A 24,775-nucleotide genomic window follows, 5' to 3' on the forward strand; every position below is an offset into this window, starting at 1 on the left:
CCGTATGCCGTATGACGCCTGATCGCAAAGAAGGTTTATGTCTGTAGAAAAAGAAGTGCCGCTCCCGCTTGCGGCCACCCCCATCGCGCCGCGCGCCTTGCCGCCCAGGCCGCCAGCAGAATTCAGTTCGCCCGAAGCGGCACTGGCGCGCAAGCAGGCGCGCGAAGACAAGGATGCGCAGGTGCGCGGCGTCACGTCCATCGACGCCATGCGCGAGGCCATCAAGCAGGCGGCGCGCGACTTGCCTGCCATTACTGCCGTGCCGCGTCTGGGCATGCTGGACGCCGCCGCCTTCCGCGCGCGCGCCGCGCTCGGTTTGCCATTCCTGATGCGCGGACTGGTGCGGCGCTGGCCTTTGTCCCAGCTGGCGCCTGACGTCTTGCGCGAGCAGTTCAGCCATGTGCCCGTGCGGGCGCGGGTGGGCGACTACATCAACACGGCCTTTGCGGCCGACCGCGCCATGCAGGACATGTCAATGGGGCAATACCTGGATCTGGTAGCAGAGGGCAGGTACGCGTTGCCGCCTTACCTGGGCAACCTGGAATTGCGCGAACTGAACCGCCTGTGCCACTGGCCCACGTATTTCGACAAGATGGGCCCGCCGCGCTTCTGGGTGGGACCGGCGGGCACGGTGACGCCCTTGCATTGCGATTACGACGACAATATCTTCGCCCAGGTGTGGGGCCGCAAGCGTATCTTTTTATCGCCGCCGCACCACGATGTCTTTCTGTATCCCAGCGAGGCGAATGCCATCCTGTTCGGTTCGCCGTTCGATCCGGAAGCGCCCGATTTCCAGCGTTTTCCGCTGGCGCGCCAGGCCACCATGATCGAATGCCTCGTCGAGCCGGGCGACATGCTGTACGTGCCCGCTGGCTGGTACCACCAGGTGCGCGCGCTGACGTTTTCGCTGTCCTCGAATCGCTGGGCCAGGGCCGTGCCGCTGGCGCTGCATGGGGATGCTGCGCTGCGGCGTACCGAGGCTTAATCTGATGGCGCGATGGCCTTGCCATCGGCGCGCAGGCGTTTCGGCCTCCACTCGCTGAGGATGCCAGCAGCGATGATCAATATCCCCCCAACGATGGCCAACGCGGGCATGCGTTCACCGGCGATGCGCCCAATGACACCAGCCCAGACTGGCTCGCCCGCGTAGATCAGGGTGGCCTTGGTGGCGGAAATGCGCTTTTGCGCCCAGTTCATCACATATTGAATCAGCGCGCTGGCGCAGCCCAGGGCCAGCACGCTGAGGATGAACGTCTGGCTCAGGGCGGGTGGCGCTTCACCCATGACGGGCATCAGCAGCAAGGCGATCAGGGATGCGGTCGCCAGTTGCACGATGGTCACGCGCAGGATGTTCAATTGCGGCGAGACGCGGCTGATCAAAATAATTTCCAGCGCGATCGCGATGGCGCCTACGGCCGTCATCAGCTCGCCTTTGCCCAAGCCCATGCTCAAGCCATCCGTGCCCGTGAGCAGCAGCAAGCCGACGAACGCCAGCACCACGGCTACCCAGACGGCGGCGCGGGGCCGCTGCTTGAAGACCAGCCATTGCACCAGCGGCACGATGGGGACATAGAAGGCTGTGATGAAGGCCGATTTACTGCTCGTGATATGCATCAAGCCATAGGTTTGCAGCGCGTAGCCGCCAAAGATGCTCACGCCGATGGCCATACCTGTCAGCAATTCGGCCTTCGTCAGGTGGCGCAGCTGGCCCCGGCAAGCGAGGGCGCCGATGCTGGCGGCCACGGCGAAGCGGGCAGCAACAAAGGCCAGCGGTCCGCTGACCGTCACGGCATGCTGCACGATGAGAAAAGTGCCGCCCCAGATGAAGGTAATGGCGATCAGGGCCAGTTCGGGCAGGCCGAGGGCGGGCGGGGGACTTGCGTGTGTTTTCATGGGGCGCTATGCTATGAGCAAAATATTTCCCATCATAATAGGAGCAATATATTGCGCAGTCAAGCCGAGGCCGGTGGCGTGCTGGCACACCTGGCCACCAATCTGCGGCGCTTGCGCCTGGCCGCCGGCCTCAGCCAGGAAGAGCTGGCGCGTCTGTCGGGCCTCAGTCGGCGCATGGTCAATGGCGTCGAGGCGGGCAGCACCAACATCAGCCTGGCCAACCTCGACCATGTGGCGGCCGCCTTGAAAGTTGCCTTTGTCGACCTGGTGCAGCCGCCGCAGCAGCCGCACGACAGCCTGCGCGTGCTGATGTGGCAAAGCGCATCGCAGGCCAGCCAGGCCGTGCTGCTGGGCGCGGCACCCGCCAGCCGCCAGGTGGAATTGTGGTCGTGGACCCTGGCGCCAGGCGAGCGCTATGATGCGCAAGCCGACCCGGCCGGCTTCAGCGAAATGCTCTACGTGCTCGAAGGCGAGTTGCAACTCGTGCTGGCGGCGCAAACCAGGCACCTGGCCACAGGCGATTTTTTCGTCTTCAGGAGCGCGCAAGCGTATGCCTACGTGAATGCGGGTGCATCCACCTTGCGCTTTACGCGCAATGTGGCCAGCTAGGAATCAAGGGAGAATCATGATGACGTCAACTATATACCAGCCGACTTTGCATGACCGTTATCTGGGCGCCATGCTGGGACTTGCCTGTGGCGACGCCGTCGGCACGACCGTGGAGTTTTCCCCGCGCGGCAGTTTTGCGCCCGTGACGGACATGACGGGCGGCGGCCCATTCGGCTTGCAGCCGGGACAATGGACGGACGATACCTCGATGGCGCTGTGCCTGGCCGAGAGTCTGGTATTGAAAGGGGCGTTCGATCCGGCGGACCAGATGGTGCGGTATTTGAACTGGTGGCAATGGGGTTACCTGAGTTCCACCGGCACCTGCTTCGATATCGGCGGAACGGTAAGGGACGCGCTGGCCAGTTTCCAGGAAACGGGCGACCCCTGGAGTGGTTCCACCGCGCCTGACACGGCGGGCAATGGCTCGCTCATGCGCCTGGCCCCGGTGGTGCTGTTTGCCTATCCGGATGTGGCGGCAGCCGTGGCCTGCGCCGCCGACAGTTCCCGCACCACCCACGCGGCGCCGGAAGCGGTCGAAAGCTGCCAGCTGTTTGCCGCCTTGCTGTGCAGCGCGCTGGCGGGCACGGCGAAGGAAGCGTTGATGGGCAGCATCGCGTACCGACCTGCCGAACCGAAGTTGAGGGAGCTGGCAAGCGGCAGTTTCATCGGTAAAACGGAGCAGCAGATACGCGGCACGGGCTATTGCGTGGAATCGCTGGAAGCGGCGCTCTGGTGCTTCTTCAATACGGATTCACTGGAAGAGGCCGTATTACGCGCCGTCAACCTGGGTGAGGATACCGATACGACCGGCGCCATCGTCGGCCAGCTTGCCGGCGCCTATTATGGCGCCCATGCAATCCCTGCGCGCTGGCTGGAAATGCTGGCCATGCGCGGAGATATCGAAGAGCTGGCGGGCAAATTGTTCGAGCGGGCGCGGGGCTAAGAAGGCGTCGTTGTCGTAGGTATTCTGTGTCATGTATCGAGATCCTTGCTGGCCGTGCGCTTGGCATGGCCGCTGCGTTGCGCCCGGTAAATGCCCGCGTGGCCGGAAAACAGATAGGCCACGACGCAGGCGATGGCTGCGTACACGCCGATCTCGGCGCCGAACAGTTCCATCGCCATCAGGGTCGAGGCGATCGGCGTATTGGCGGCGCCCGCAAACACGGCAACAAAACCGATGGCGGCCAGCAAGGCGGCGGGCTGGTGCAGCAGCGGCCCCAGCGCATTGCCCAGGGTCGCGCCGATGAAGAACAATGGCGTCACTTCGCCGCCCTTGAAACTGGTGCCCAATGAAACAATGGTAAACGCCATCTTGCCGAGAAAATCGTATGCGGGCAACGGTTCCTTCAGCGCATCGACGATGGTGGGGATGCCCAGTCCGATGTACTTGTCCGTGCCGATCAGCCATACGGCGATAGCGACGACGAGGCCGCCTATCAGCGGGCGCAGCGGCGCGTAGGCTATCGAGCGTTTTATCAGTGCGCTCAAGCCGTGCGTGGCTTGCGCAAACAGTTTGCCGGTCACGCCGAACAGCACGCCGGCGATCACCATGGCGGACAAAGTCCAGACAGAAAGGGCGGGGATCAGCGGCACGGCATAATGTGTATGGTGAATGTTGAATAACTGCCCCCACAACAGGCCCACCTGGTCGGCGATGACGGCTGCGGCCAGGCAGGGCAGCATGGCTTCGTAGCGCAGGCGGCCGATGGCCAGCACTTCCAGGCCGAAGAGGGCGCCCGCCAGCGGTGTGCCGAAGACGGAGGCAAAGCCGGCGCTGATGCCGGCCATCAGGATGATGCGGCGGTCTTCGTTGTTCAGGCGGAACAGGCGCGTGAGCTGGTCGGCCAGCGCCCCACCCATCTGCACGGCCGTGCCTTCGCGTCCGACCGAGGCGCCGAACAGATGCGAGATGACGGTGCCGCCCAGCACCAGCGGTGCCATGCGCAAGGGGATGATTTTTTTCGGGTCGTGGATTTCATCGATGAGCAGGTTCGCGCCGCCTTCGACGCTGCTGCCGTAGCGCAGATACAGCCAGCCGACGGCAAAGCCCGCCACGGGCAGCAGCCAGATCAGCCAGGCGTGCGCCAGGCGCGTGCGCGTGGCCCAGTCAAGGGCGAACAGGAAACCGGCCGAGGCGGTGCCAGCCAGCACGGCCACGATGGCAGTGAGCAGCAGCCATTTCAACAGATGCTGTAACAGGTCGGTGAGGGCGCTCAGGCGGTGCATAGTGCATCCAGTCAGGGCTGATGGGTGGGTGTTTCCTTACAGGCCCAGTTCCGCCACCAGCGCCTGGCCGATGGCGCGCTGTTCGCCCAGGATGGCATGCAAGTGGTGGGGGCGCGTCTTGACATTCGTCATGACCACGCGCAGTACATTGGTCGGGCCGGGGTAGCGCGTCGATTCGAGCACCGTGCGCGAGACAAAGCTGTGGCCTTGCGCCTTTTGCCGATTTTGCAGCTTGGCGGTCAAGGTGTTCAGCTGCTGGTTCAGTTCCGTCGCCGCATCGAGCTGGCCGCTGGCCAGCAAGCTTTCCATGCGCTGGCGCAAGTGCGCAGGCACGTAGCGGTAGGTCAGAATGAAGGTGTCCGAGCGCGTGACGAGTTCGAAATCCTGCTGCTCGGCCAATAAATCCTGCAACTGGCCGGACAGGGTGGCCGCCTGCTGCAGCAAGGTCGTGTAGCCGGACACGCCGAGCACCTTGAACGAAGTCCACAGTTTCAAGGCGTCGAAGCGGCGCGAGCCTTCCAGCGACGTCTGGCCCAGGTCGCCCGAGTTGTCGCGCAAGATGTAATTGGCGTTGTGCTTGAGCAAGTTCAGGCTGGCGCTGTCCTTGAACAGCACCATGCTTTGCGCCATCGGCACCCACAGCAATTTATGCCCGTCGATGACGACGGAGTCGGCCAAGGCAATGCCGTCGTACAGCGCGCGGTACTCATCGGCGATCAAGAGCGCGCCGCCCCAGGCCGCGTCCACATGGAACCAGATGCTTTCTCGCGCGGCAATCGCCGCCATGGCGGCCAGCGGGTCGATGGCGCCTGTTTCCGTCGTGCCGGCGATGCCGATCATCGCGACGACCTTGATCTTGCGCTGTTTTAGATCGGCAATGGTCGCTTCCAGCGCGGCCACGTCGATGCGGTTGTCGCGGTCGACGGCCACCAGGTGCAAGGCGTTTTCGCCGAGGCCCAGGGTGGCCAGCGCCTTTTTCACGGAATAATGGCTGCGGGCCGAGCCGATCACGGCCAGCCCTGCGTAGCCGGAGTCCTGCATGGCGGCAAACAAACCGCGCTTGCGCGTGCCGGGCAGTTGCTGCTCCAGCGCCACGGCCAGCGCCGTCAGATTGCCCATGGTGCCGCCATTGACGACATTGCCCAGCGCGCCGCTGGTGGCGGCCATCGCCTGCGTGTAGACGGCGTCCGGTTGCTGGTAGACCTGGCGGTGCAGCCAGCCGAGGATCTGCTTTTCGATCAGGGTCGACACATACGCCGTTTCGATCTTGACCTGGTTCTGGTTCAGGGTGGCCGTAAACGCTTCGGCCAGCACGCTGATCCATGGCAAGGCCTGCGTCATGTGGCCGATGTATTGCGGGTGGTTCAGCTGGGCCGTATTGGCCAGCACGGTGGTGTCGAGTTCTTGCAGGAAATCTGCCACGGCCATGCCGTGTGCGGGCAGGCTGGTGTCGGACAGTTGCGTCAGCAGTTCCGCATACGGCGTGTGCGGATAGGCCGTGTCGCGTTCGGCGGCCAGCCAGCCGCCCAGCATGCGCAGCGCCTGCCGCAGGGGCGCGGGTGCCTGTTGCAGCGCATCGATGGAAAAATGCTGCTGCAGCAGCTGTTCGATAGCGGTATCGGTCATTGCACGTTGTTTTCTTTGCTGATTGCTGATTGCTGAGGCCATGGCCATAAATGCGTTGCGCCCAGGCGGAAGCGGGATTTTACCCGACTCCGCCTGGGCGCATCAGTTTGCTCGCTGCCGTTGATCAGAAGTAGTTGAGACCCAGCGCCGACTTGACTTCATCGGCCGTGCGGGCCGCCACTTCGCGCGCCTTGAACGTGCCTTCTTTCAGCATCTGGATGACTTGTCCCTTGTCTTTGGCGAACTCTTCGCGGCGGGCGCGGATCGGCGCCAGCATTTCCTGCAAGACCAGGTCCAGGCGCTTCTTGACGATGCTGTCGCCCAGGCCGCCACGCACATAATGGGCTTTCATTTCGGCCAGCGCTGCTTTTTCCGGGTCGAACGCGTCCAGGTAGGTAAAGGCGATGTTGCCTTCCAGGTGGCCCGGGTCTTCCACGCGCAGGTGCAGCGGGTCCGTGTAGACTTTTTTCACGGCAGCCGTGATTTCAGCCGAGGTCGCGCCCAGGTTGATGGTGTTGCCCAGCGACTTGCTCATCTTCGCCTTGCCGTCGATGCCGGGCAGGCGGCCGATGTCCGGTACCAGCGCCTTGCATTCCATCAACACTTCGCGGTTGTACATGCGGTTGAAGCGGCGCACGATTTCATTCGTTTGCTCGATCATCGGGATCTGGTCTTCGCCCACGGGTACCACGCCGGCCTTGAAGGCCGTGATGTCGGCCGCCTGGCTGGCCGGGTAGGTCAAAAAGCCGGCTGGAATGTCGCGCTCGAAGCCGCGCAGGCGGATTTCTTCCTTGACGGTAGGGTTGCGCTCGAGGCGCGCCACGGTGACGATATTCAGGTAGTAAAAGGTCAGCTCGGCCAGTTCCGGGATCTGCGACTGGATGAATACCGTGGTCTTGGTCGGGTCGATGCCGACGGCCAGGTAGTCGAGCGCCACTTCGACGACATTGCGGTGCACCTTGTCGATGTCATCCATATTGTCCGTCAGCGCCTGCGCGTCGGCCAGCATGATGAATTGCTTGTAGCTGTTCTGGTAGCGGACCCGGTCGCGCAGGCTGCCCACGTAGTGGCCCAGGTGCAGGGGGCCGGTCGGGCGGTCGCCCGTCAGGATCACGGATTGCGAGGCGATGGCGGCGGCGGACAAGGGCGCCGCTGGCGTGTTGTCGGTGTCGGGAGTGTCTGTGGTGTTAGGCAAGCTCATCAAGTTTCCTTTTGAGCCGCCTGCATCGGGGATGATCCAGGCTGAGCCTGTTACGCCACCGATCGAGGCGGCGTGGATCAAATTCACATCACTATAGAGTGGCCGCGCGAAAGTGAGCGGGACCACCAATTCAAGCAGGCGTGTTGTGACGGGATAAATTTCATGGCGTTATGGTTGCAGTTCGTGCGCGTTCTGTCAAGTTGCGCCCCGATTTATCTGCCGCGCAGGTGGCTGCTGAATTTCTGTCAACCTTGCTTTGCGAGTACTATTGCCGACATGAATCTTTTGGAGAAGCGTATGCCTGTCGTAGCCCCCATCCGCCTGAGCAGCCTGGCCTTGCTGCTCAGCACCTTGTTCAGCGCCCCCGCGCTGGCGCAAACGCCGCCGATGACGCCCGATATCGGTGCCAAACTGGTGATGCCCGACCTGAACGACTATGTCAAGCGCGTGGTGATGATCCCCATGCGCGACGGCGTCAAGCTGTACACGGTGATCGTCGTGCCGAAAGGCGCGCAAAAAGCGCCGATCATGCTCACGCGCACGCCCTACAATGCGGCCCGCCGCGCCCAGCGCGCGGCCAGCCCCAGCATGCTGGCCACCTTGCCGCAGGGCGACGATACCCTGGTGGAAAACGGCTACATCCGCGTCTTCCAGGACGTGCGCGGCAAGCATGGCTCGGAAGGCGATTACGTGATGACGCGCCCCGTGCGCGGCCCGCTCAACCATACCAAGGTCGACAACGTCACCGATGCCTGGGATACCATAGCCTGGCTCGTCAAGAATGTGCCGGAAACGAATGGCAAGGTGGGCATGCTGGGTTCCTCGTATGAGGGACATACGGTACTGATGGCCCTGGTTGACCCGCATCCGGCGCTGAAGGTGGCCATACCGATGAGCGCCATGGTCGACGGCTGGCGCGGCGACGACTGGTTTCATAATGGCGCCTTCCGCATGCCCAGCCTGTCGTACATCGCGGGGCAGACGAGCGTGCGCGGCAGCGGCGAATCGCCGGCCCTGGGCGTCTACGACGATTACGAGGCGTATCTGCGCATCGGCTCGGCGCGCGACTTTGCGAAGAAATTCGGCATCGACAAGCTGACCTATACGAAAAAACTGTTCGAACACCCGGCCTACGACAGTTACTGGCAGGAGCAGGCGCTCGATAAAATCCTCGCAAAACGCCCGCTGATCGTGCCCACCATGCACGTGGTGGGGCAGTGGGACCAGGAAGATATCTATGGCCCCTACGCCAGCTACTGGGCCATGGAAGGGCGCGACACGCGCAACAACCTCAATTACCTGGCCATCGGCCCGTGGCGCCACAGCGGCGTCAACTATGACGGCTCCAGCCTGGGCGCCTTGAAGTTTGACGGCGATACGGCGCGCCAGTTCCGTGAAAAAGTCATGCAGCCATTCCTCAATCAATACTTGAAGGATGGCGCGCCGGAAGCGAACACGGCGCCCGTGGTGTCGTACCAGAGCGGCACCAACCAGTGGCAGCGCCTGCAACAGTGGCCGCTGGCCTGCGAGACCTGCGACACGAAGCTGACGCCGATCTACCTGCACGATGGCTTCCAGCTGGGCTTTGCGGCGCCATCGGGCGCTGCGGATGCGGCGGAAGGTGCCTTCGACGAATACGTGTCCGATCCCGCGAAACCCGTGCCGTTCGTACCCCGTCCCGTGCGCCTCAATGACGCCGACGTGTGGAAGCCATGGCTGGTCAGCGACCAGCGCGGCTATGCGGACCGCACGGACGTGCTCAGCTATGTTTCCGAACCGTTGAAGACGGCCGTGCGCATCGCCGGCGCGCCGATGGTGAACCTGTTCGCCGCCACCAGCGGTACGGATGCGGACTGGGTGGTAAAACTGATCGACGTGTATCCGGACGAGGTGCCGTCGCAGCCGGCCATGGGCGGGTATCAATTGGGCGTGGCGATGGATATCTTCCGCGGCCGCTACCGTGAGAGTTTCGAGCACCCGTCGATGATAACGCCGGGCAAGGTGGAGCGCTACCGCTTCGCCTTGCCGAACGCGAACCACGTCTTCCTGCCCGGCCACCGCATCGCCGTGCAAGTGCAGTCGAGCTGGTTCCCCCTGTACGACCGCAACCCGCAAAACTACGTGCCGAACATCTTCCTGGCCGACCCAGGCCATTACAGAAAGGCGACGCAGCGCGTGTACCACGCGACAGGGGCGGCCAGCGCCATCGAGTTGCCGATTGCGCCGCTCGACGCCCGCTAGGCCATGCGCATGAGAATGGCGCCCGCCGCGATCAAGGCGATGGCCAGGTAGCGGCGGGGGCTGATTTTTTCGCGCAGGAACAACGCCGCGATGGCGATGGCGAACAGAATCGACGTTTCGCGCAGGGCCGCGATGGCGGCCACGGGCGCTTGCGTCATGGCCCACAGGGCCAGGCCATACGACGCGAGCGTGCCGAAACCGCCGATGGCGGCCAGGCGCCATTGCGTTTGCGCATACGCAAACAAGTCGGTCGGACGGCGCAAGGCCGTCCACAGCAGCAGTCCCGTGCCGTTCAAGACAAAAATCCACATCGTGTAGGCGGCCGGTGCGCCCGACAGGCGCACGCCGATGCCGTCGATCAGGGTATAGCTGGCGATGACGCAGGCATTGGCCAGCGCAAAGGCGGTGGCGCGTCCCGTGTTGTTCGGCGCCTTGCCGATAGCGCTGGTGCGCGCGGCAACATACAGGCCGAGGATGCCCGCGCAGATGCAGGCCACGGCACCCATCTGCATGGCGGACAGGCGCTCGCCGATCAGCGGCCAGCTGGCCAGCGCCACGAGCAACGGTGCGCTGCCGCGCATCAAGGGGTAGGCATGGCTCATGTCGCCGGCCTTGTAGGCGGCCGCCAGCAGCGAGTAATAAGCCAGCTGCGCCACGGCCGAGGCTGCCATGTAGGGCCAGCTGGCGGGCGCGGGAGAGTTGACGAAAGGCAAGACGGCCAGCGAAATCAGGGCCGCGCCGGCGGACACCAGCACGGTCGTGAGGAAAGTATCCTTGCCCGACTTGACGATGGCATTCCAGCTGGCGTGCAGCAGGGCGGCAAACAGGACGACGGCGACGACCAGACCGGACATGCCAGCCTTAGCGGGGGCGTATGCTGAGCGAGAGCAGTTCCTGGCGGTGATGGCGCTGGAAGCCTTCCATCAGGATGCCCGAGCGGCCCGCTTTTTCCAGCAGTTCGCGCAGGGTGGCCTGGTCTTCCGCCGTCAGCGACTTGCGCGACAGGTAGACGCCACTCATGCCCCATGGCAGCTCCGGCAAGGCTTCCAGGCGCAAACGGTCGGCCAGGCCGTACACGCGCGCATCGTTTTGCGCCACGCCCGACAGGATGGTGGGACTCATGATGGTGGCGTCGATGAAGCCGCTTTGCATCAGGCGCGCCACGGATAGCGCATCGACTTCATAGAACAGGCGGCCCTGGCTGCTCAGTTCCTTGGCCAGCGCCTGGTACGGCGTGCCGTAGTCGTAGCCGCGCACCAGCGCCACGCGCAATTCGCGCCGCTCGATCAGTTCCTGCATGGTGTTGATGGGCGTGCGTGCGCCCTGCAGCGAAATCAGCAGGGGACGGTTGCCCATCAGGGGAATGAACAGGCCATGCTGGTCGCGCCGCGGCGTACTGTTGGCGGGGATCAGCAAGTCTGCCTTGCCCGCCTCGAACATCGCTTCCAGGCGCGCGCGCGGCACGGGCGTGAAGATGAAGTTGCAGCCGAGCTTGGCGCCCATGCTGCGCAGCAGGTCAGGGTAGATGCCGCTGATCGTGGCGCCATTGATCACCACGCTGGCGCCGATGGCCGAGACGGGCACCTGGATGTCGCGCGAGCATTGCGCGCCCGCCAGCGACGGCAGCGCCAGCGCCAGCAGGGCTACGGTTCGGCGCCAGGCGCTGGAATAAAAGTCAGTCATACCCATCCTTGCTTGCCATCGAATCGCGGGCGTCGGCAACGCCCGCTTGATTATCCCATTCTCGCCTATCTATTTCCCAAATGCAATATTATCCCAGCGACTACTTTGTGGTGGAAACCGCAAGTCTGGCCTGGCGTTGTGCCTTGAAGTAGCGCCAGGCCACCAGGATGCCCAGGGTTTGCATGATGGCACACAGATAGAAGGTGCTGCCGATGCGCCAGTCCTGTGGCGGCAAGTGGCTCACTTCGCCGAGGATCATGCTGCCGAGCAAAGGCATGATGATGATGCCCAGGCTGCTGATCGACTGCAAAGAACCCATCAGTTCTCCCTGTTCGCTGGCGTTTGATGATTTCGAGATGATGCCTTGCAGGGCCGGGGCGGCGGCAAAGGCCAGCAGGTTGCACAGGATCAGCGCATACATCATCCAGCCTTGCGTCGCCAGGCCGTACAGCAAATAGGTGAGGGCGCCCGAAGCCATGCCCAGCAGGGACAAACGCACTTCGCCGAAGCGCTTGATGAGGATGCCCAGCAAGCCCGCCTGCACCACGGCCGCGCACAGGCCCACGCAGAACAGGGCGATGCCGTTCTGGCGCGGCGTCCAGTCAAAGCGGAAATGGGTATATAGCACCCAGGTGGTGTTGAGCATCATTTGCGCAAACGTCATCAGGCCGAAGGCCAGCACCAGGCCGCGGATGTCCACGCGGCGCACCAGTTTCAGCAGGGCGGCAAACGGATTGATGCGCGCCCAGGTAAATGGCGCGCGGGGCCCTGGCTGCAGCGATTCGGGCACGCAGAAATAGCCGTAGATGAAATTGGCTGCCGACAGGCCCGCCGCCACGTAAAACGGCAGGTGCAGATTGATCTCGCCCAGCAAGCCGCCCAGCATGGGGCCGCAAATGAAGCCCAGACCAAAGGCGGCGCCGATCTTGCCGAAGCTCTTGGCGCGGTTGTCGTGCGTGGAAATGTCGGAAGCATAGGCGGACGCGACCGACATGCTGGCCGACGAGACGCCGCCGATGATGCGGCCGATGAACAGGCAGGCGAGGTTGGGCGCCCAGCCCGTGGCGAGGAAATTGATGCCCATGCCGGCCATCGAGTACAGCAGCACGGGACGGCGTCCCACGCGGTCGCTGATGGCGCCCAGCATGGGCATGAAGATAAACTGCAGCAAGCCGAAGACGGCCGCCATGATGCCGTACCAGAACGCTTGTGCTTCCTTGCCGTTGACAAAGTCGCCGATCAGGATGGGCAGCACGGGCACCACCAGGCCGATGCCCAGCATGTCGATGAAGACGCAGACGAGGATGAAATTGAGGTTGCCGGCGCTCTTCAGGGCGGGGGAGGACGGGGAATGGCTGACGTGGCTGGTTTTATCGGACATGCATGCTTTCGGCGCGATAGCTGAGGCTTGCATTATAGACAGCATGCGCGCTGCTGGCTATCGCCGCCAATGTTATGCGCGCATTCCCCATTCGTCGGCAAAGGCTGCGCGGAAATCCGTCAGCACGGCCAGCCGCTGTTCGGCCAGCGCGCGGCCCGCCGCCGTCTGCATCTTGCCGGGCAGCTTGTCGAGCTTGGTGACGATATGGTCGAGCGCGTAGGCCTTGTCGTCGAGTTCACGATGCTGCGCCAGCGGGTCTGCGCCATGCGCGAGCGCACTATCCATGCGCGCCGCCGTGTAAAACAGGCGCGCCAGTCCCACGGCGCCCAGCGCGTCGATGCGGTCGGCATCCTGCACGATTTGCGCTTCGATCGTGTGCGGTGGCAAGTTGGCGGAAAAGCTGTGCGTCTCGATGGCGTGGGCCACGCCGGCCAGTTTTTCTGCTGGGAAATCCAGTTCCGCCAGTTGGCGGCAAGCCTGCGCGGCCGCCTGGCGCGAGGCCAGGTGGCGTTCGGGGTGGTTTTTCGGCAAGTTGACGAGGTCGTGCAAATAGCAGGCGGCCATCACGGTGAGGGCATCGGCCTGCTTATGCTCTTGCAGCAGCACACTGGCATTGCGCCAGACGCGCTGCAGGTGGTTGAGGTCGTGGGCGCCGTCGTCGCCCAGGCCGGCCGTGGCCAGCGCCTGCAGGCGTGGTTGCCATTGAGAAAGCAAAGAGTGCATGGTTCAAGGTCGTAAAAAGCAGGGGCCGCCAGTGTGGCATAAAACGCCGCCGCGTGCGGCGGGGAGGCCGGCGCGCCGGCGTGCCGTATTCGCCACACAGATTATCTTTTTGGAAATTTTCATTCCAGCAATTGCTCTTTTTTAGTGCATGTAAAATTTACATGGGGTAACATTGCCGCACGGAAATTAGAAGCATAAGCTAATTGCGAGAAAGTATTTGCAAAAACATACAAGTGGCCGCCATGCCATCGTGCATGTCTGGCCTGCGCCCCAGGCGAGTTAACCAAAGGATTATCATGAACACCAATTCCAGCGACGCTGGCGCAACCGTTGCCAAGGCTGCCGAATACCTGGCTTTTACCCTGGGCCAGGAAGAATACGGCATCGACATCCAGAAAGTCAGCGAAATCCGCAGCTATGAAACGCCGACCCGCATCGCCAACGCGCCCGAGTTCGTCAAGGGCGTGGTCAACTTGCGCGGCATTATCGTGCCGATCGTCGACATGCGCATCAAGTTCAACCTGGGCACGCCCAGCTATGACCAGTTCACCGTCGTCATCATCCTCAATATCGGCAACCGCGTGGTCGGCATGGTCGTCGACCGCGTCTCCGACGTCACCACGCTGATGCCGGAACAGATCAAGCCGGCGCCGGACATGGGCCGCTCGATCAACACGGAATATGTGATCGGCCTGGGGACCATCGACGAGCGCATGCTGATCCTGGTCGATATCGACCAGCTGATGTCCAGTGCCGAGATGGGCTTGATCGAGAAACTGGCGGCGTAATGCCGCAGTGATGAGAATTTCCCTGCATATTGTCAAAAACTATTGATATTAAGTATTGCATATCGTTTCCGCAGGGAGCACGCTAGCGCATTTTCCTGGCGCACGGTTCAACCGAACCGTGCGCCAGTTTACTTGGCGGGACAGATTTGGCGGCGTCCGCCATGCTGTTCCAGGCGCTGGCTGCAGGGCCTCTCTTCAGGATATTAGGATAGTCACATGAATTTGTTAAGAAACGTCAGCATCGGGGTCCGTCTGGGACTGGGCTTTGCCGTCATTTTGCTGTTTTCCATGATCATCACCGGCATCAGTGTCTGGCGTCTGCATGACGTGGCCAGCGCCACGCGCACGATGATGGAAGAGCCGCTGGCCAAGGAGCGGTATATTTCCGACTGGTATACGCGCATCGACAGCGCCGTGCGGCGCACGATCGCCATCGCCCGCAGCAGCGACACCTCGCTGAGCGGCTTTTTCGCCGAAGAGTCGAAAGTGTCGAGCGCCAGCTCGGCTGTCCTGCAAAAGAAAATCGCGGCGCTGCTCAAAGATCCGAAAGAACAGGCCATGTTCGCCAGTTTGCTGGAATTGCGCGAAGTGTATGTCGGCTCGCGCGACCAGGTCTACAAGCTCAAGGGCGAGTCCCAGTCCGAGGCCGCCAACGAAGTGTTTGAAAAAACCTTCGTGCCCGCCGCAGCCAAGTACCAGAAGATGGTCTACGGTTTGCTGGAGCACCAGCGTGCCACCATCGACGCCACCGCGCGCCAGATTGATGACATCGCCAGCACCAGCCGCAACCTGCTGTTATTGCTGTCGACGCTGGCGCTGGCTTTTGGCGTCGTGTGCGCCTGGCTGTTGACGATGGGCATCGTGCGTCCGCTGCGCACGGCCGTGGACATCGCCCGCAAAGTGGCCGATGGCGACCTGACGGCGCAGATCGACGCCAGCGCCAAGGATGAAACCGGGCAACTTTTACTGGCGCTGAAGGACATGAACACCAGCCTGCTCAACATCGTCGGCGAAGTGCGCAGCGGCACGGACAGCATTGCGACGTCCTCGACGCAGATTGCCGCCGGCAACCAGGACCTGTCTTCCCGCACGGAAGAGCAAGCGGGTTCGCTGGAAGAAACGGCCTCGTCGATGGAAGAGCTGACCAGCACCGTGAAACAGAATGCGGACAATGCGCGCCAGGCGAATCAATTGGCGGCGTCGGCGGCGCAAGTGGCCGTCAAGGGCGGCGAAGTGGTGGCGCAAGTGGTGGGCACCATGCAATCGATTAATACGTCCTCGAACAAGATCGTCGACATCATTGCCGTCATCGATGGCATCGCCTTCCAGACCAACATTTTGGCGCTGAATGCGGCCGTGGAAGCGGCGCGCGCGGGCGAGCAGGGCCGCGGCTTTGCCGTCGTGGCCTCGGAAGTGCGCAACCTGGCGCAGCGCTCGGCGTCGGCGGCGAAAGAGATCAAGACCCTGATCGGCGCGTCCGTGGAGCAAGTCAATGCGGGCAGCATGCTGGTGGCGCAAGCCGGCTCGACCATGAACGATATCGTCGACAGCGTGCAGCGCGTGAGCGACATCATCACGGAAATCACGGCGGCCAGCAGCGAGCAAAGCGTGGGCATCGACGAGATCAACCGCGCCATCGGCCAGATGGATGCCGTGACGCAACAAAATGCGGCCCTGGTGGAGGAGTCGGCTGCTGCCGCCGAATCGATGCAGCACCAGGCGCACAACCTGGCGCAAGTCGTCAGCGTGTTCAAGCTCCATGGCCAGCAGGCCAAGGTAAGTGGCGCGAGCACGCTGAAGCAGCCGGCAGCGCCGCAAACCGCCTTGCGCCTCGGCGCACGCTGAAAGCTGCGGCTGCCCCGTGCAGCCGCAGCTTTCAGCTCCTTTTATATAGTCTGGTTCCGATTTTTCAGGATATTCACATGAATTTGTTAAGAAACGTCAGTATTGGTGTGCGGCTCGGCCTGGGTTTTGCCGTCATTTTGCTGTTTTCCCTGGTCATTACCGGCATCAGCGTCTGGCGTTTGCACGACGTGGCCACCGCCACGCGCACCATGATGGAGCAGCCGCTGGCGAAGGAACGCTATATTTCCGACTGGTACAGCAAGATCGACAGCGGCATCCGCCGCACCACGGCCATCGTGCGCAGCGCCGACACCTCGCTGGGACCGTATTTTGCGGAAGAAGCGAAACAGTCGTCCGTCGTTTCGAGTGAATTGCAAAAGAAGATTGAAGCCCTGATTTCCGGCCCGCAAGAAACGGAACTGTTCCGCCAGGTCAGCGAAATGCGCAAGGTGTATCTGGATTCCCGTGAGCAAGTCTCGAAGCTGAAGGCGGCCGGCCAGACGGAAGAAGCGGAAAAGGCCTTCCAGGCCGTGTTCGTGCCCGGCTCGACGAAGTACCAGAAAGTCATCATGAATATGCTGGAACACCAGCGCGCCAGCATCGACGCCACCGCGCGCGAGATCGATGCCGTCGCCAAGACCAGCCGCAACCTGCTGCTGGTGCTGGCCGCGCTGGCACTGGGCTTTGGCGTCGTGTGCGCCTGGGTCTTGACGATGGGCATCGTGCGCCCCTTGCGCACGGCCGTGGAGATTGCCCGCAAGGTGGCCGATGGCGACTTGACGGCGCAGATCGATGTCAGCGCCAAGGATGAAACGGGGCAATTGCTGCAAGCGCTGAAGGATATGAACACCAGCCTGCTCAATATCGTTGGCGAAGTGCGCAGCGGCACGGACAGCATCGCAACGTCCTCGACGCAGATTGCCGCCGGCAACCAGGACCTGTCTTCCCGCACGGAAGAGCAAGCCGGTTCGCTGGAAGAAACGGCATCGTCGATGGAAGAACTGACGTCGACCGTGAAACAGAATGCGGACAATGCGCGCCAGGCGAACCAATTGGCGGCGTCGGCCGCGCAAGTGGCCGTCAAGGGCGGGCAAGTCGTGGCGCAAGTGGTGGGCACGATGGAATCGATCAATGCCTCGTCGAACAAGATCGTCGACATCATCAGTGTCATCGATGGCATCGCCTTCCAGACCAACATTTTGGCCCTGAATGCGGCCGTGGAAGCGGCGCGCGCAGGCGAGCAGGGCCGCGGCTTTGCCGTCGTGGCGTCCGAGGTGCGCAACCTGGCCCAGCGTTCTGCTTCGGCTGCGAAAGAGATCAAGACCCTGATCGGCGCGTCCGTGGAGCAAGTCAACGCGGGCAGCATGCTGGTGGCGCAAGCCGGCTCGACCATGAATGATATCGTCGACAGCGTGCAGCGCGTGAGCGACATCATCACGGAAATCACGGCGGCCAGCAGCGAGCAAAGCGTGGGCATCGACGAGATCAACCGCGCCATCGGTCAGATGGATGCCGTGACGCAACAAAATGCGGCGCTGGTGGAAGAGTCGGCGGCCGCCGCCGAATCGATGCAGCACCAGGCGCACAATCTGGCGCAAGTCGTCAGCGTGTTTAAATTGAATAGCCAGCAGGCCAGTGTCAGCGGCTTGAAGGGTGTAAAACGTCCGGCAGGCAAGGAAGCCAAGGCTAGCTTGCGGATCGGCCGCGCCGCTTAAGTTGCTTGCCCCGTAACGGCTGGGGTCGTACCCTGAGGGTACGGCCCCGGTATTTAAGCCTCTGGGGTGAAGCCGGCGATCGCCAGCTGCGACAGCCGGTCCGCCTCGCCATTCCTGTGGCGCGGTAGCCAGCGCAAGCTCACATCGTTGAATTGTTCTAGCAGGGCCACTACGTTGGCCCTGTGCATTTCCAGCCCCTTGGCGCCGACCGGCGTCGTTCCCAGCACATCATTGATCACTACCTGGCTGTCGCCGAACAGCAGCAGTTGCTCGGGCGGCGGGCGCACGGCCTGCGCCGCCTGCAGCACGGCGATCAGGGCCGCATATTCGGCGTCGCTGCTGCTGCCATAACCGGCCGCCTGGCTCACTTCGATGCGCTCGCCGTTCGGCCCCAGCAGCAGGGCGCCTATGCCCAGCTTGCCCGGGTTCGGATGGGCGGAACCGTCGAACCAGCCGCGCCAGGCTTGCGGGCCGCCATGGTCCTGGCGGCTGAGCGCCAGCTGCGCGCGGCGCGCCTGCATCTTCGCTTCCTTGCGCAGTTTTCGCGCCTCTGCTTCCGGCGTCATGGCTTGAGGAACCAGGTATCGATCAGGCTGCCGATCCAGCAGGCCACCAGTACGCTTACGGCCACGGTCATGGCGGGGCCGTCATTGGCGGACAGCGCATCGACTTTTTCCACGATCAGCTGCACGTCGAGGGGCAGGGCGCCACTGTCGATCTGTGCCATAACCTGGTCCAATCGTGCCATGATCTGGCGCAATACGAGCACCAGCGCGACCAGCGCGGGCACGAGGAAGAGGCAGCCGCGCGCCTTGCGTTTCAATAGGAAATGCCCGCTGCCGGGAAAGACGAGGGCCGACAGCAGCAGGGGGAGATTGCGCTTGGAAAGGGGGGAACCGCTCATGCGTGCCTTTGTGAGGAGAAAGAGCGTTCCATCATACTATTGCCAGCCGAATTTGCGCAGATACACGCGTTTCATGAACGTCGTCAGCACCGTGTAGCAGACGAGGATGCCCAGCAGCCAGGGGAAGTAGCCCAACGGCAGGGCTTGCAGCTTGAAGTAAGTCGCCAGCGGTCCCATCGGCAGGAACACGCCCGCGGCCATGATGAGGGTCGTGGCCACCAGCAGGGGTACGGAGGCGATGCTGTCGATGAAGGGCAGCTTGGGCGTGCGGATCAGGTGCACGATCAGGGTTTGCGTCAGCAGCCCGACGACGAACCAGCCGGACTGGAACAGGGTCTGCTGTTCCGGCGTATTCGCGCCAAACACATGCCACATCAAAATAAAGGTGCTGATGTCGAAGATCGAGCTGATGGGCCCGAAGAACATCATGAAGCGGCCGATGTCGCGCGGGTTCCAGCTCAAAGGCTGCTGGATCAGTTCGGCGTCGACATTGTCGAAGGGAATGGCGATCTGCGACACGTCATACAACAGGTTTTGCACCAGCAGGTGCAGCGGCAGCATGGGCAAAAACGGCAAGAAGGCGCTGGCCACCAGTACGGAAAACACATTGCCGAAGTTCGAACTGGCCGTCATGCGGATGTATTTGAGCATGTTGCTGAAGGTGCGCCGGCCTTCCAGCACGCCTTCTTCCAGCACCATCAGGCTTTTTTCCAGCAGGATGATGTCGGCCGCTTCCTTGGCGATATCGACGGCCGAATCGACGGAAATGCCGATGTCGGCCGCGCGCAGGGCGGGCGCGTCGTTGATGCCGTCGCCCATGAAGCCGACGATGTGGCCATTGCCGCGCAGGGCGCGCACGAGGCGCTCCTTGTGCAGCGGGCTGAGCTTGGCAAACACCGTGTTGTCTTCAGCCGCGCGGGCCAGCGTGGCATCGTCCATGTCGTCGAGTTGCGGGCCTTGCAGCACGCCATGCACGGCCAGGCCCACTTCGCGGCAAATCTTCGCCGTCACCAGGTGGTTGTCGCCCGTCAATACTTTCACGGTGACGCCATGTTCGGCCAGCGCGCGCAGGGCGGGCGCCGTCGATTCCTTCGGCGGATCAAGAAACGCCACATAGCCTATCAGGGTCAGCGCCGTTTCATCGGCCACGCCGTACACGGTTTTATGCGGCGGCACTTCCTTGACGGCCACGGCCACTACGCGCAAGCCTTCCGCATTCAGGCCCTGCGTGGTGTCCAGCACCTTGTCCAGCAGGGCAGGATCGAGCGGAATGTTCACGCCGCCCAGGCGCAAATGGCTGCAGGCGGCGAGAATTTCCTCGACGGCGCCCTTGCAGATCAGCTCATGGTGATCATTCTTTTCAGAAACGACGACGGACATGCGGCGGCGCACGAAATCGAACGGGATTTCATCGACCTTGAGGTAATCGCGCGCCAGCTGCATTTCCGTTTGCAATTCCACATGGTCGAGCACGGCGCGGTCGAGCAGGTTTTTCAAGCCCGTCTGGTAGTGGCTGTTCAAGTAAGCGAACTGCAGCACTTCATCGGAGGGCTGGCCAAACACGTCCGTATGGCGCTCGAGCACGATCTTGTCCTGCGTCAAGGTGCCCGTTTTATCTGTGCACAGCACATCCATGGCGCCGAAGTTCTGGATCGCATCGAGGCGTTTCACGACGACTTTCTTTTTCGACAGTTTCACGGCACCCTTGGCCAGGGTGCTGGTGACGATCATGGGCAGCATTTCCGGCGTCAGGCCCACGGCGACCGACAGGGCGAACAAAAACGCTTCCATCCAGTCGCCCTTGGTCCAGCCGTTGATCAGGAACACGAGCGGCGCCATCACGAGGGCGAAGCGGATCAAGAGCCAGCTGACGCTGTTCACGCCCGCTTCGAACGCCGTCGGCGTGCGCTCGGTGGCCGTCACTCTCGTGGCGATGGTGCCGAAATAGGTGCGGTTGCCGGTTGCCAGGACCAGCGCCGTGGCCGCGCCCGAAATCACATTCGTGCCCATGAACAGCAAATTGGCCAGTTCCATCGGGTCTTTGCCATGGGCGTCGGCCAGCTCGGCCATCTTTTCCACCGGCAAGGACTCGCCCGTCATGGCGGCCTGGCTGACGAACAGGTCTTTCGCGGAAAGCAAACGGCAGTCGGCGGGAATCATGTCGCCGGCCGACAGCACGATGATGTCTCCCTGCACCAGCTGGCGGATGGGCAGCTCGATCTGCTGGCCATTGCGCAGCACGGTGGCCGTATTGCTGACCATGGCTTTCAGGCGCTCGGCAGCGCGGTTCGAGCGGCCTTCCTGCACGAAGCGCAGCAAGGTCGACAAAATCACCATGGTGCCGATGACGATGGTGGCCTTCGGGTCTTCCGTCAGGTAGGAAACGATGGCCAGCACGGTGAGCAGCAGGTTGAACGGATTCTTGTAGCACAGCCACAGGTGCTGGTACCAGGCCAGCGGTTTTTCATGCTCGACTTCATTCGGGCCCGTTTGCGCGCCGATGACTTGCGCCTCGGCATCGCGCAAGCCTTCGGCCCGCGTGCGCAGGCGGTTCAGCGCGCTGTCCAGGTCTTCATGGGCGGCGGCCAGCAGCTGGCGCGCCAGGTGGTCGGGCACGGGGCGGGCCGTGCTGTTTTCCAGCGGCATGGCGCGCCGGCGGAAATGGCCGGCCGTATGGCGCTTGCGCAGGAACGATTCGAATAAGCGGGTGAAGAGATTCATGGCTCTTCCTTTCACGACGAGGTGTTGACGGGCGGCGCAGCCGCAGGCAAGACTTGCGTGCCGCCAAGACACAATAGTGCTGGCGGGCAATCCGAGTCAGTAGCCGGTCGCGATCGGAAAGAGGGGGAGAGGCGCACGGCCAGACTTGCCGCGAGACACCGCACCTTGCTCAGCAAGGCACGGAGGAAAGAGAGTTCCGCGTTGCTTGCTGTTTAGCTGCCGAGGCAATCACCGATACAAGATCGGCTACTGTCACTAGAACAAGTACCCACGTGGGACTCCGTAAATGAATAATGGGGGCATCTTATGGATGGGCTGCGAGGGTGTCAACTGAAGAAATCTTAGGTTTCCAAAGTGTAATGTGACAATCTGTGATTTTTGCCGTTTGGCAATCCGTTATGCTCGGGTACGCTGATTGGCTGGAAGTAGCCACGGTAAACTCTATGCAAATACAGAAAAATACATGTCTATGGAATTCATCGTCGGGGCAGTCATAGCGGGACTTGTCGTCATGCTCTTTGCCGGCAAGCACTTTTCAAAAAAACTGCCGAAAGAAACACATTTCGAATGTGCCCGTTGCGGCACGGTTGCACGCCATACCGATCGAACGATTGAAGCCTGGCGCAACAACAAAACCACATTCTTTTGCCAGTCCTGCCATCTTAAATGGGTACGTGCCAGGGCGCCACGCGAGCGTGAGCCTGGCACTTCTCCTGCAGGGTCCAGATCTGGAGCGGGATCGGGTTGCCTTGGCATTGTTGTGCTGTTAGCCGTCGTTCCGCTGGCTGGCTTTTTATTGGTGCACGCTTATGCCTGAGCCAGTTTTCGCGCAGTGAGCCTCGCCGAAAACCATGTGGCCTTCACCTTATGCCGCATCAGGCGGTTTGCACCGCCATCGCCAGCGAATCGGACAATATCTGCCATAACGCAGCGTGGCGCTGCTGCAGCGCGGCGCCACCCGCATAAATGAGTTCCACGTGCAGGCTGTCGACGATGCCCAGGTAGGCTTGCGCGTACAGTTCGATGCGCTGCGGCGGCAGGGATGGCGCCAGGCGGCCCAGGCTGGCCATGTAGTGCTGCTGCAACTGCGCCAGCAAGGCTTCATAGCCCGTGCCGACTTCGATGCGCAGGGGCGCGGGCGGTAAATATGCCGTGCGCAGCAAAAAGCGCAAATGGGCCGACTCCGCGTAGCGCTGCGCCATGCGGTCGCAGTACAAGGCACCGGCCAGTTGCCCGCCGGGCGCCGCCAACGCCGCTTCATCGGCGAAGCAGCTGTCCATGAAGGCTTGCTCTTCAGCCAGCGCATCGGCAAAGACGTCGAGGAAGAGGGCATCCTTGCCGGCGAAGTGCGAATACAGCGAGGCCTTGCGCATGCCCGCCTGCCCGGCGATGTCGCTGAGGGACGAGGCGTCGTAACCATGTTCGGAAAAGTGCACGACGGCAACGGCGCAGATGTTATCGGCCGAGGCCGAGCGTTTCTTCATATGAGGCTAATGGTTGGGTGAAGCGTCAGTGCGCGCCCAGGTTGGTGGCGGTTGCCGGATGGACGCGCGCAGTGGCCAGGGTCAGCCATGATACCAGCAGGCCGGCCACGGTCAAGAACAGCAGCCACGGCAGCGGCCCCTGTTCGGACAGGCTGGCCGCCAGCGGCGTGGCCAGGGACGACAAGGTCATCTGGATGGCGCCCAGCAATGCCGCCGTGGAACCGAGCGCGCGCTGCTGCGAACCCATGGCCATGGCCATCAGCGCCGCTTCCGCGATGCCCAGGCCAAACAGGGCCACGAACATGCCGGGCACGACGGCGGTGATGCCGAAGCCCGCCCAGGCGCCCAGCAAGGCCAGCGCGGCGCCGCCCAGCATGGCCACGCTGCCCGCCACGCAGAGGCGCGCCACGCCATGCCTTTCCACCATCCGGCCGCTGGCCATCGCACCGAGCAGCACGGCCACGCCCGTGGCACCGAACACCAGGCCGAAATTGCTGGCGGACAGGCCGAAATCGCGCTGGTACACGAGCGAGGCGCCGCCGATATACGCAAACAGGAAGAAGAAAGCGGCGGACAGGGCCAGCGCGGGCAGCAGGAAGGCGCGGTCCAGCGCGATGCGCGCATAGGTGCGGTGCAGGCCCTTCGGTGAAACGCGGTTCTTCAGTGGTAAGGTTTCCGGCAAGAACAGCGCGCTATTGAGCAGCGTCAAGGCGCCCAGCGCGGCCAGGGCCAGCATCACGGCGCGCCAGCCATAGTGCGCATCGAGCAAGCCACCCACGGCCGGGGCCAGCACGGGCGCCAGGCCCACGATGGTCATCAGCAGGGCAAACAGCTGCGCCGCTTTGACGCCATCGGCCACGTCGCGCACCATGCTCATCACCACCACTAAGGTCAGCGCCGCGCCCAGGCCCTGCAGCAAACGTGCCAGCAGCAGGGTCGACAATTGATCCGCCTGCGCCGCCCACACAGCAGCAAGAATGTAGACGGCGATGCCGGCCAGGAGCGGACGGCGCCGGCCCAGCATGTCGGTCAGCGGACCGCACAGCAGTTGCCCTGCACCCAGGGCCAGCAGGAAAACGGTCAGGCTCAGCTGCACATTCGCATACGAGGTGTGCAGTTCGCGCGCCATGGCGGGCATCGACGCCAGGTACATGTCGATGCCGGCCGGACCGAGCACGGCCACCAGGGCCAGGGAAGCCGCCAGCCCGAGACTGGCGGCGGGGAAAGTGGTTTGCTGCTGCATTGCGATTCCTTCGTGTCATCAAAAAAACGGGGCATGGACGCCGCCGTGTTTTTTATTGTACACTCACTGCCTACCGGTAGGTAGCTTGTGCAGTCAATGAAAAGGATGAGACCGATGAAAAAAGAATCAATTGCGGGAGAGTTGGCATGACGGAAGTGGGAATTGCGCTCAGCGGCGTGGCCGTCGCGTTGCTGTTTGCCGCCTGGAGCTCGCACCGCACCCGCTGCGAGCGGCGCGATGTCATGTTGCTGACGATACTGGGCACGACCCTGGGACTGCCGGGCGCCGTCCTGCTGGCGTTGCCGCTTGCGTAGGTCGGATTAGCGTAGCGTAATCCGACAACATTGTTGGCGAGGCCGGTGGTGGTGTCGGATTACGCGCTTGGGCGCTAATCCGACCTACGCAGTGATGTTCATGCGAACATGAAAAAAGGCAGGCCGTGTGGCCTGCCTTCTTGTCGTCGACACGCCCGCCGAAGCGGGCGCGTGGCGC

22 protein-coding genes are annotated in these 24,775 nt (G+C 62.7%); 9 read left to right on the plus strand and 13 right to left on the minus strand.

What is annotated here, in order from left to right; genetic code table 11:
* Window positions 1-37: 37 nt before the first annotated feature.
* A complete protein-coding gene (locus CLU91_RS01550; RefSeq protein WP_100872687.1) occupies window positions 38-985 on the plus strand; it encodes a cupin-like domain-containing protein in 948 nt (315 codons plus the stop codon).
* Here the strand turns inward: CLU91_RS01550 and CLU91_RS01555 are convergent.
* Window positions 982-1,893, minus strand: a complete 912-nt coding sequence (locus tag CLU91_RS01555) for a DMT family transporter (RefSeq protein ID WP_100872688.1) — start codon at window positions 1,891-1,893, stop codon at window positions 982-984. The genes CLU91_RS01550 and CLU91_RS01555 overlap by 4 nt on opposite strands.
* A gap of 51 nt (window positions 1,894-1,944) precedes the next feature.
* Between CLU91_RS01555 and CLU91_RS01560 the strand changes: the two genes are divergently transcribed.
* Both CLU91_RS01560 and CLU91_RS01565 read left to right on the plus strand, forming a co-directional pair.
* The gene (locus tag CLU91_RS01560; RefSeq protein WP_100872689.1) at window positions 1,945-2,502 is read left to right on the plus strand and encodes a helix-turn-helix domain-containing protein; all 558 of its coding nucleotides are present in this window, start codon (window positions 1,945-1,947) and stop codon (window positions 2,500-2,502) included.
* Window positions 2,503-2,521: 19 nt separating this feature from the next.
* Entirely contained in the window at window positions 2,522-3,445 is a 924-nt protein-coding gene (locus tag CLU91_RS01565; RefSeq protein ID WP_100876528.1) for an ADP-ribosylglycohydrolase family protein, read from the plus strand.
* 29 nt (window positions 3,446-3,474) lie between these two features.
* On the opposite strand, the gene CLU91_RS01570 is transcribed toward CLU91_RS01565, so the two are convergent.
* The 3 genes from CLU91_RS01570 to trpS all read right to left on the minus strand — a co-directional run bounded on the left by CLU91_RS01570 (window position 3,475) and on the right by trpS (window position 7,555).
* Entirely contained in the window at window positions 3,475-4,728 is a 1,254-nt protein-coding gene (locus tag CLU91_RS01570) for a voltage-gated chloride channel family protein (protein ID WP_100872690.1), read from the minus strand.
* A 36-nt stretch (window positions 4,729-4,764) separates the two neighbouring features.
* Window positions 4,765-6,354: a pyridoxal-dependent decarboxylase gene (locus CLU91_RS01575; protein ID WP_100872691.1), complete on the minus strand. Its 1,590-nt coding sequence runs from the start codon at window positions 6,352-6,354 to the stop codon at window positions 4,765-4,767.
* Between the two features lie 124 nt (window positions 6,355-6,478).
* Window positions 6,479-7,555, minus strand: coding sequence for a tryptophan--tRNA ligase (trpS, locus tag CLU91_RS01580; protein ID WP_232730583.1), 1,077 nt, complete (start codon window positions 7,553-7,555; stop codon window positions 6,479-6,481).
* Window positions 7,556-7,852: 297 nt separating this feature from the next.
* Between trpS and CLU91_RS01585 the strand changes: the two genes are divergently transcribed.
* The gene (locus CLU91_RS01585) at window positions 7,853-9,796 is read left to right on the plus strand and encodes a CocE/NonD family hydrolase (RefSeq protein ID WP_100872692.1); all 1,944 of its coding nucleotides are present in this window, start codon (window positions 7,853-7,855) and stop codon (window positions 9,794-9,796) included.
* Here the strand turns inward: CLU91_RS01585 and CLU91_RS01590 are convergent.
* The 4 genes from CLU91_RS01590 to CLU91_RS01605 all read right to left on the minus strand — a co-directional run bounded on the left by CLU91_RS01590 (window position 9,793) and on the right by CLU91_RS01605 (window position 13,583).
* A complete protein-coding gene (locus CLU91_RS01590; protein ID WP_100872693.1) occupies window positions 9,793-10,650 on the minus strand; it encodes a DMT family transporter in 858 nt (285 codons plus the stop codon). The two genes, CLU91_RS01585 and CLU91_RS01590, sit on opposite strands and share 4 nt — an antisense overlap.
* 7 nt (window positions 10,651-10,657) lie before the next feature.
* The gene (locus tag CLU91_RS01595) at window positions 10,658-11,479 is read right to left on the minus strand and encodes a substrate-binding periplasmic protein (RefSeq protein WP_100876529.1); all 822 of its coding nucleotides are present in this window, start codon (window positions 11,477-11,479) and stop codon (window positions 10,658-10,660) included.
* Between the two features lie 100 nt (window positions 11,480-11,579).
* Window positions 11,580-12,860: a TCR/Tet family MFS transporter gene (locus CLU91_RS01600; RefSeq protein ID WP_100872694.1), complete on the minus strand. Its 1,281-nt coding sequence runs from the start codon at window positions 12,858-12,860 to the stop codon at window positions 11,580-11,582.
* A gap of 72 nt (window positions 12,861-12,932) precedes the next feature.
* Window positions 12,933-13,583 carry an HD domain-containing protein gene (locus CLU91_RS01605; protein ID WP_100872695.1) on the minus strand — a complete coding sequence of 217 codons (651 nt, stop codon included), beginning with the start codon at window positions 13,581-13,583 and terminating at the stop codon, window positions 12,933-12,935.
* 296 nt (window positions 13,584-13,879) lie between these two features.
* On the opposite strand from CLU91_RS01605, the gene CLU91_RS01610 reads away from it, so the two are divergent.
* The 3 genes from CLU91_RS01610 (at window position 13,880) to CLU91_RS01620 (ending at window position 17,931) form a co-directional block, all read left to right on the plus strand.
* Complete coding sequence (locus tag CLU91_RS01610; RefSeq protein ID WP_100872696.1) at window positions 13,880-14,371, plus strand: chemotaxis protein CheW; 492 nt, start codon at window positions 13,880-13,882, stop codon at window positions 14,369-14,371.
* A gap of 216 nt (window positions 14,372-14,587) precedes the next feature.
* Window positions 14,588-16,216, plus strand: a complete 1,629-nt coding sequence (locus tag CLU91_RS01615) for a methyl-accepting chemotaxis protein (RefSeq protein WP_100872697.1) — start codon at window positions 14,588-14,590, stop codon at window positions 16,214-16,216.
* Window positions 16,217-16,293: 77 nt separating this feature from the next.
* The gene (locus CLU91_RS01620) at window positions 16,294-17,931 is read left to right on the plus strand and encodes a methyl-accepting chemotaxis protein (protein ID WP_100872698.1); all 1,638 of its coding nucleotides are present in this window, start codon (window positions 16,294-16,296) and stop codon (window positions 17,929-17,931) included.
* Between the two features lie 53 nt (window positions 17,932-17,984).
* Here the strand turns inward: CLU91_RS01620 and CLU91_RS01625 are convergent, their stop codons facing one another.
* From CLU91_RS01625 to mgtA, 3 genes are read right to left on the minus strand one after another with little or no spacing between them, the layout of a single operon-like run.
* Window positions 17,985-18,497 carry a ribonuclease HI family protein gene (locus CLU91_RS01625; protein ID WP_100872699.1) on the minus strand — a complete coding sequence of 171 codons (513 nt, stop codon included), beginning with the start codon at window positions 18,495-18,497 and terminating at the stop codon, window positions 17,985-17,987.
* Window positions 18,494-18,835 (minus strand): DUF6677 family protein, encoded by a 342-nt coding sequence (locus tag CLU91_RS01630; RefSeq protein ID WP_100872700.1) that lies wholly within the window; start codon window positions 18,833-18,835, stop codon window positions 18,494-18,496. Before CLU91_RS01630 ends, CLU91_RS01625 begins: the two co-directional genes overlap by 4 nt.
* Before the next feature lie 36 nt (window positions 18,836-18,871).
* The gene (gene mgtA, locus CLU91_RS01635; protein ID WP_100872701.1) at window positions 18,872-21,556 is read right to left on the minus strand and encodes a magnesium-translocating P-type ATPase; all 2,685 of its coding nucleotides are present in this window, start codon (window positions 21,554-21,556) and stop codon (window positions 18,872-18,874) included.
* 463 nt (window positions 21,557-22,019) lie between these two features.
* Here mgtA and CLU91_RS27690 point away from each other — a divergent pair, with 463 nt between their 5' ends.
* On the plus strand, window positions 22,020-22,373 hold the full coding sequence (locus tag CLU91_RS27690; protein WP_157814536.1) for a hypothetical protein: 354 nt from the start codon (window positions 22,020-22,022) through the stop codon (window positions 22,371-22,373).
* Between the two features lie 58 nt (window positions 22,374-22,431).
* Here CLU91_RS27690 and CLU91_RS01640 read toward each other — a convergent pair whose 3' ends face one another.
* Window positions 22,432-23,040 (minus strand): TetR/AcrR family transcriptional regulator, encoded by a 609-nt coding sequence (locus CLU91_RS01640; protein ID WP_100872702.1) that lies wholly within the window; start codon window positions 23,038-23,040, stop codon window positions 22,432-22,434.
* A 25-nt stretch (window positions 23,041-23,065) separates the two neighbouring features.
* Window positions 23,066-24,283: a Bcr/CflA family efflux MFS transporter gene (locus CLU91_RS01645; protein ID WP_100872703.1), complete on the minus strand. Its 1,218-nt coding sequence runs from the start codon at window positions 24,281-24,283 to the stop codon at window positions 23,066-23,068.
* A gap of 146 nt (window positions 24,284-24,429) precedes the next feature.
* Here CLU91_RS01645 and CLU91_RS27695 point away from each other — a divergent pair, with 146 nt between their 5' ends.
* On the plus strand, window positions 24,430-24,597 hold the full coding sequence (locus tag CLU91_RS27695; protein ID WP_157814537.1) for a hypothetical protein: 168 nt from the start codon (window positions 24,430-24,432) through the stop codon (window positions 24,595-24,597).
* Window positions 24,598-24,775: the final 178 nt, after the last annotated feature.

Source organism: Janthinobacterium sp. 64 (genome assembly GCF_002813325.1).
Taxonomy (GTDB): Bacteria; Pseudomonadota; Gammaproteobacteria; order Burkholderiales; family Burkholderiaceae_D; genus Janthinobacterium.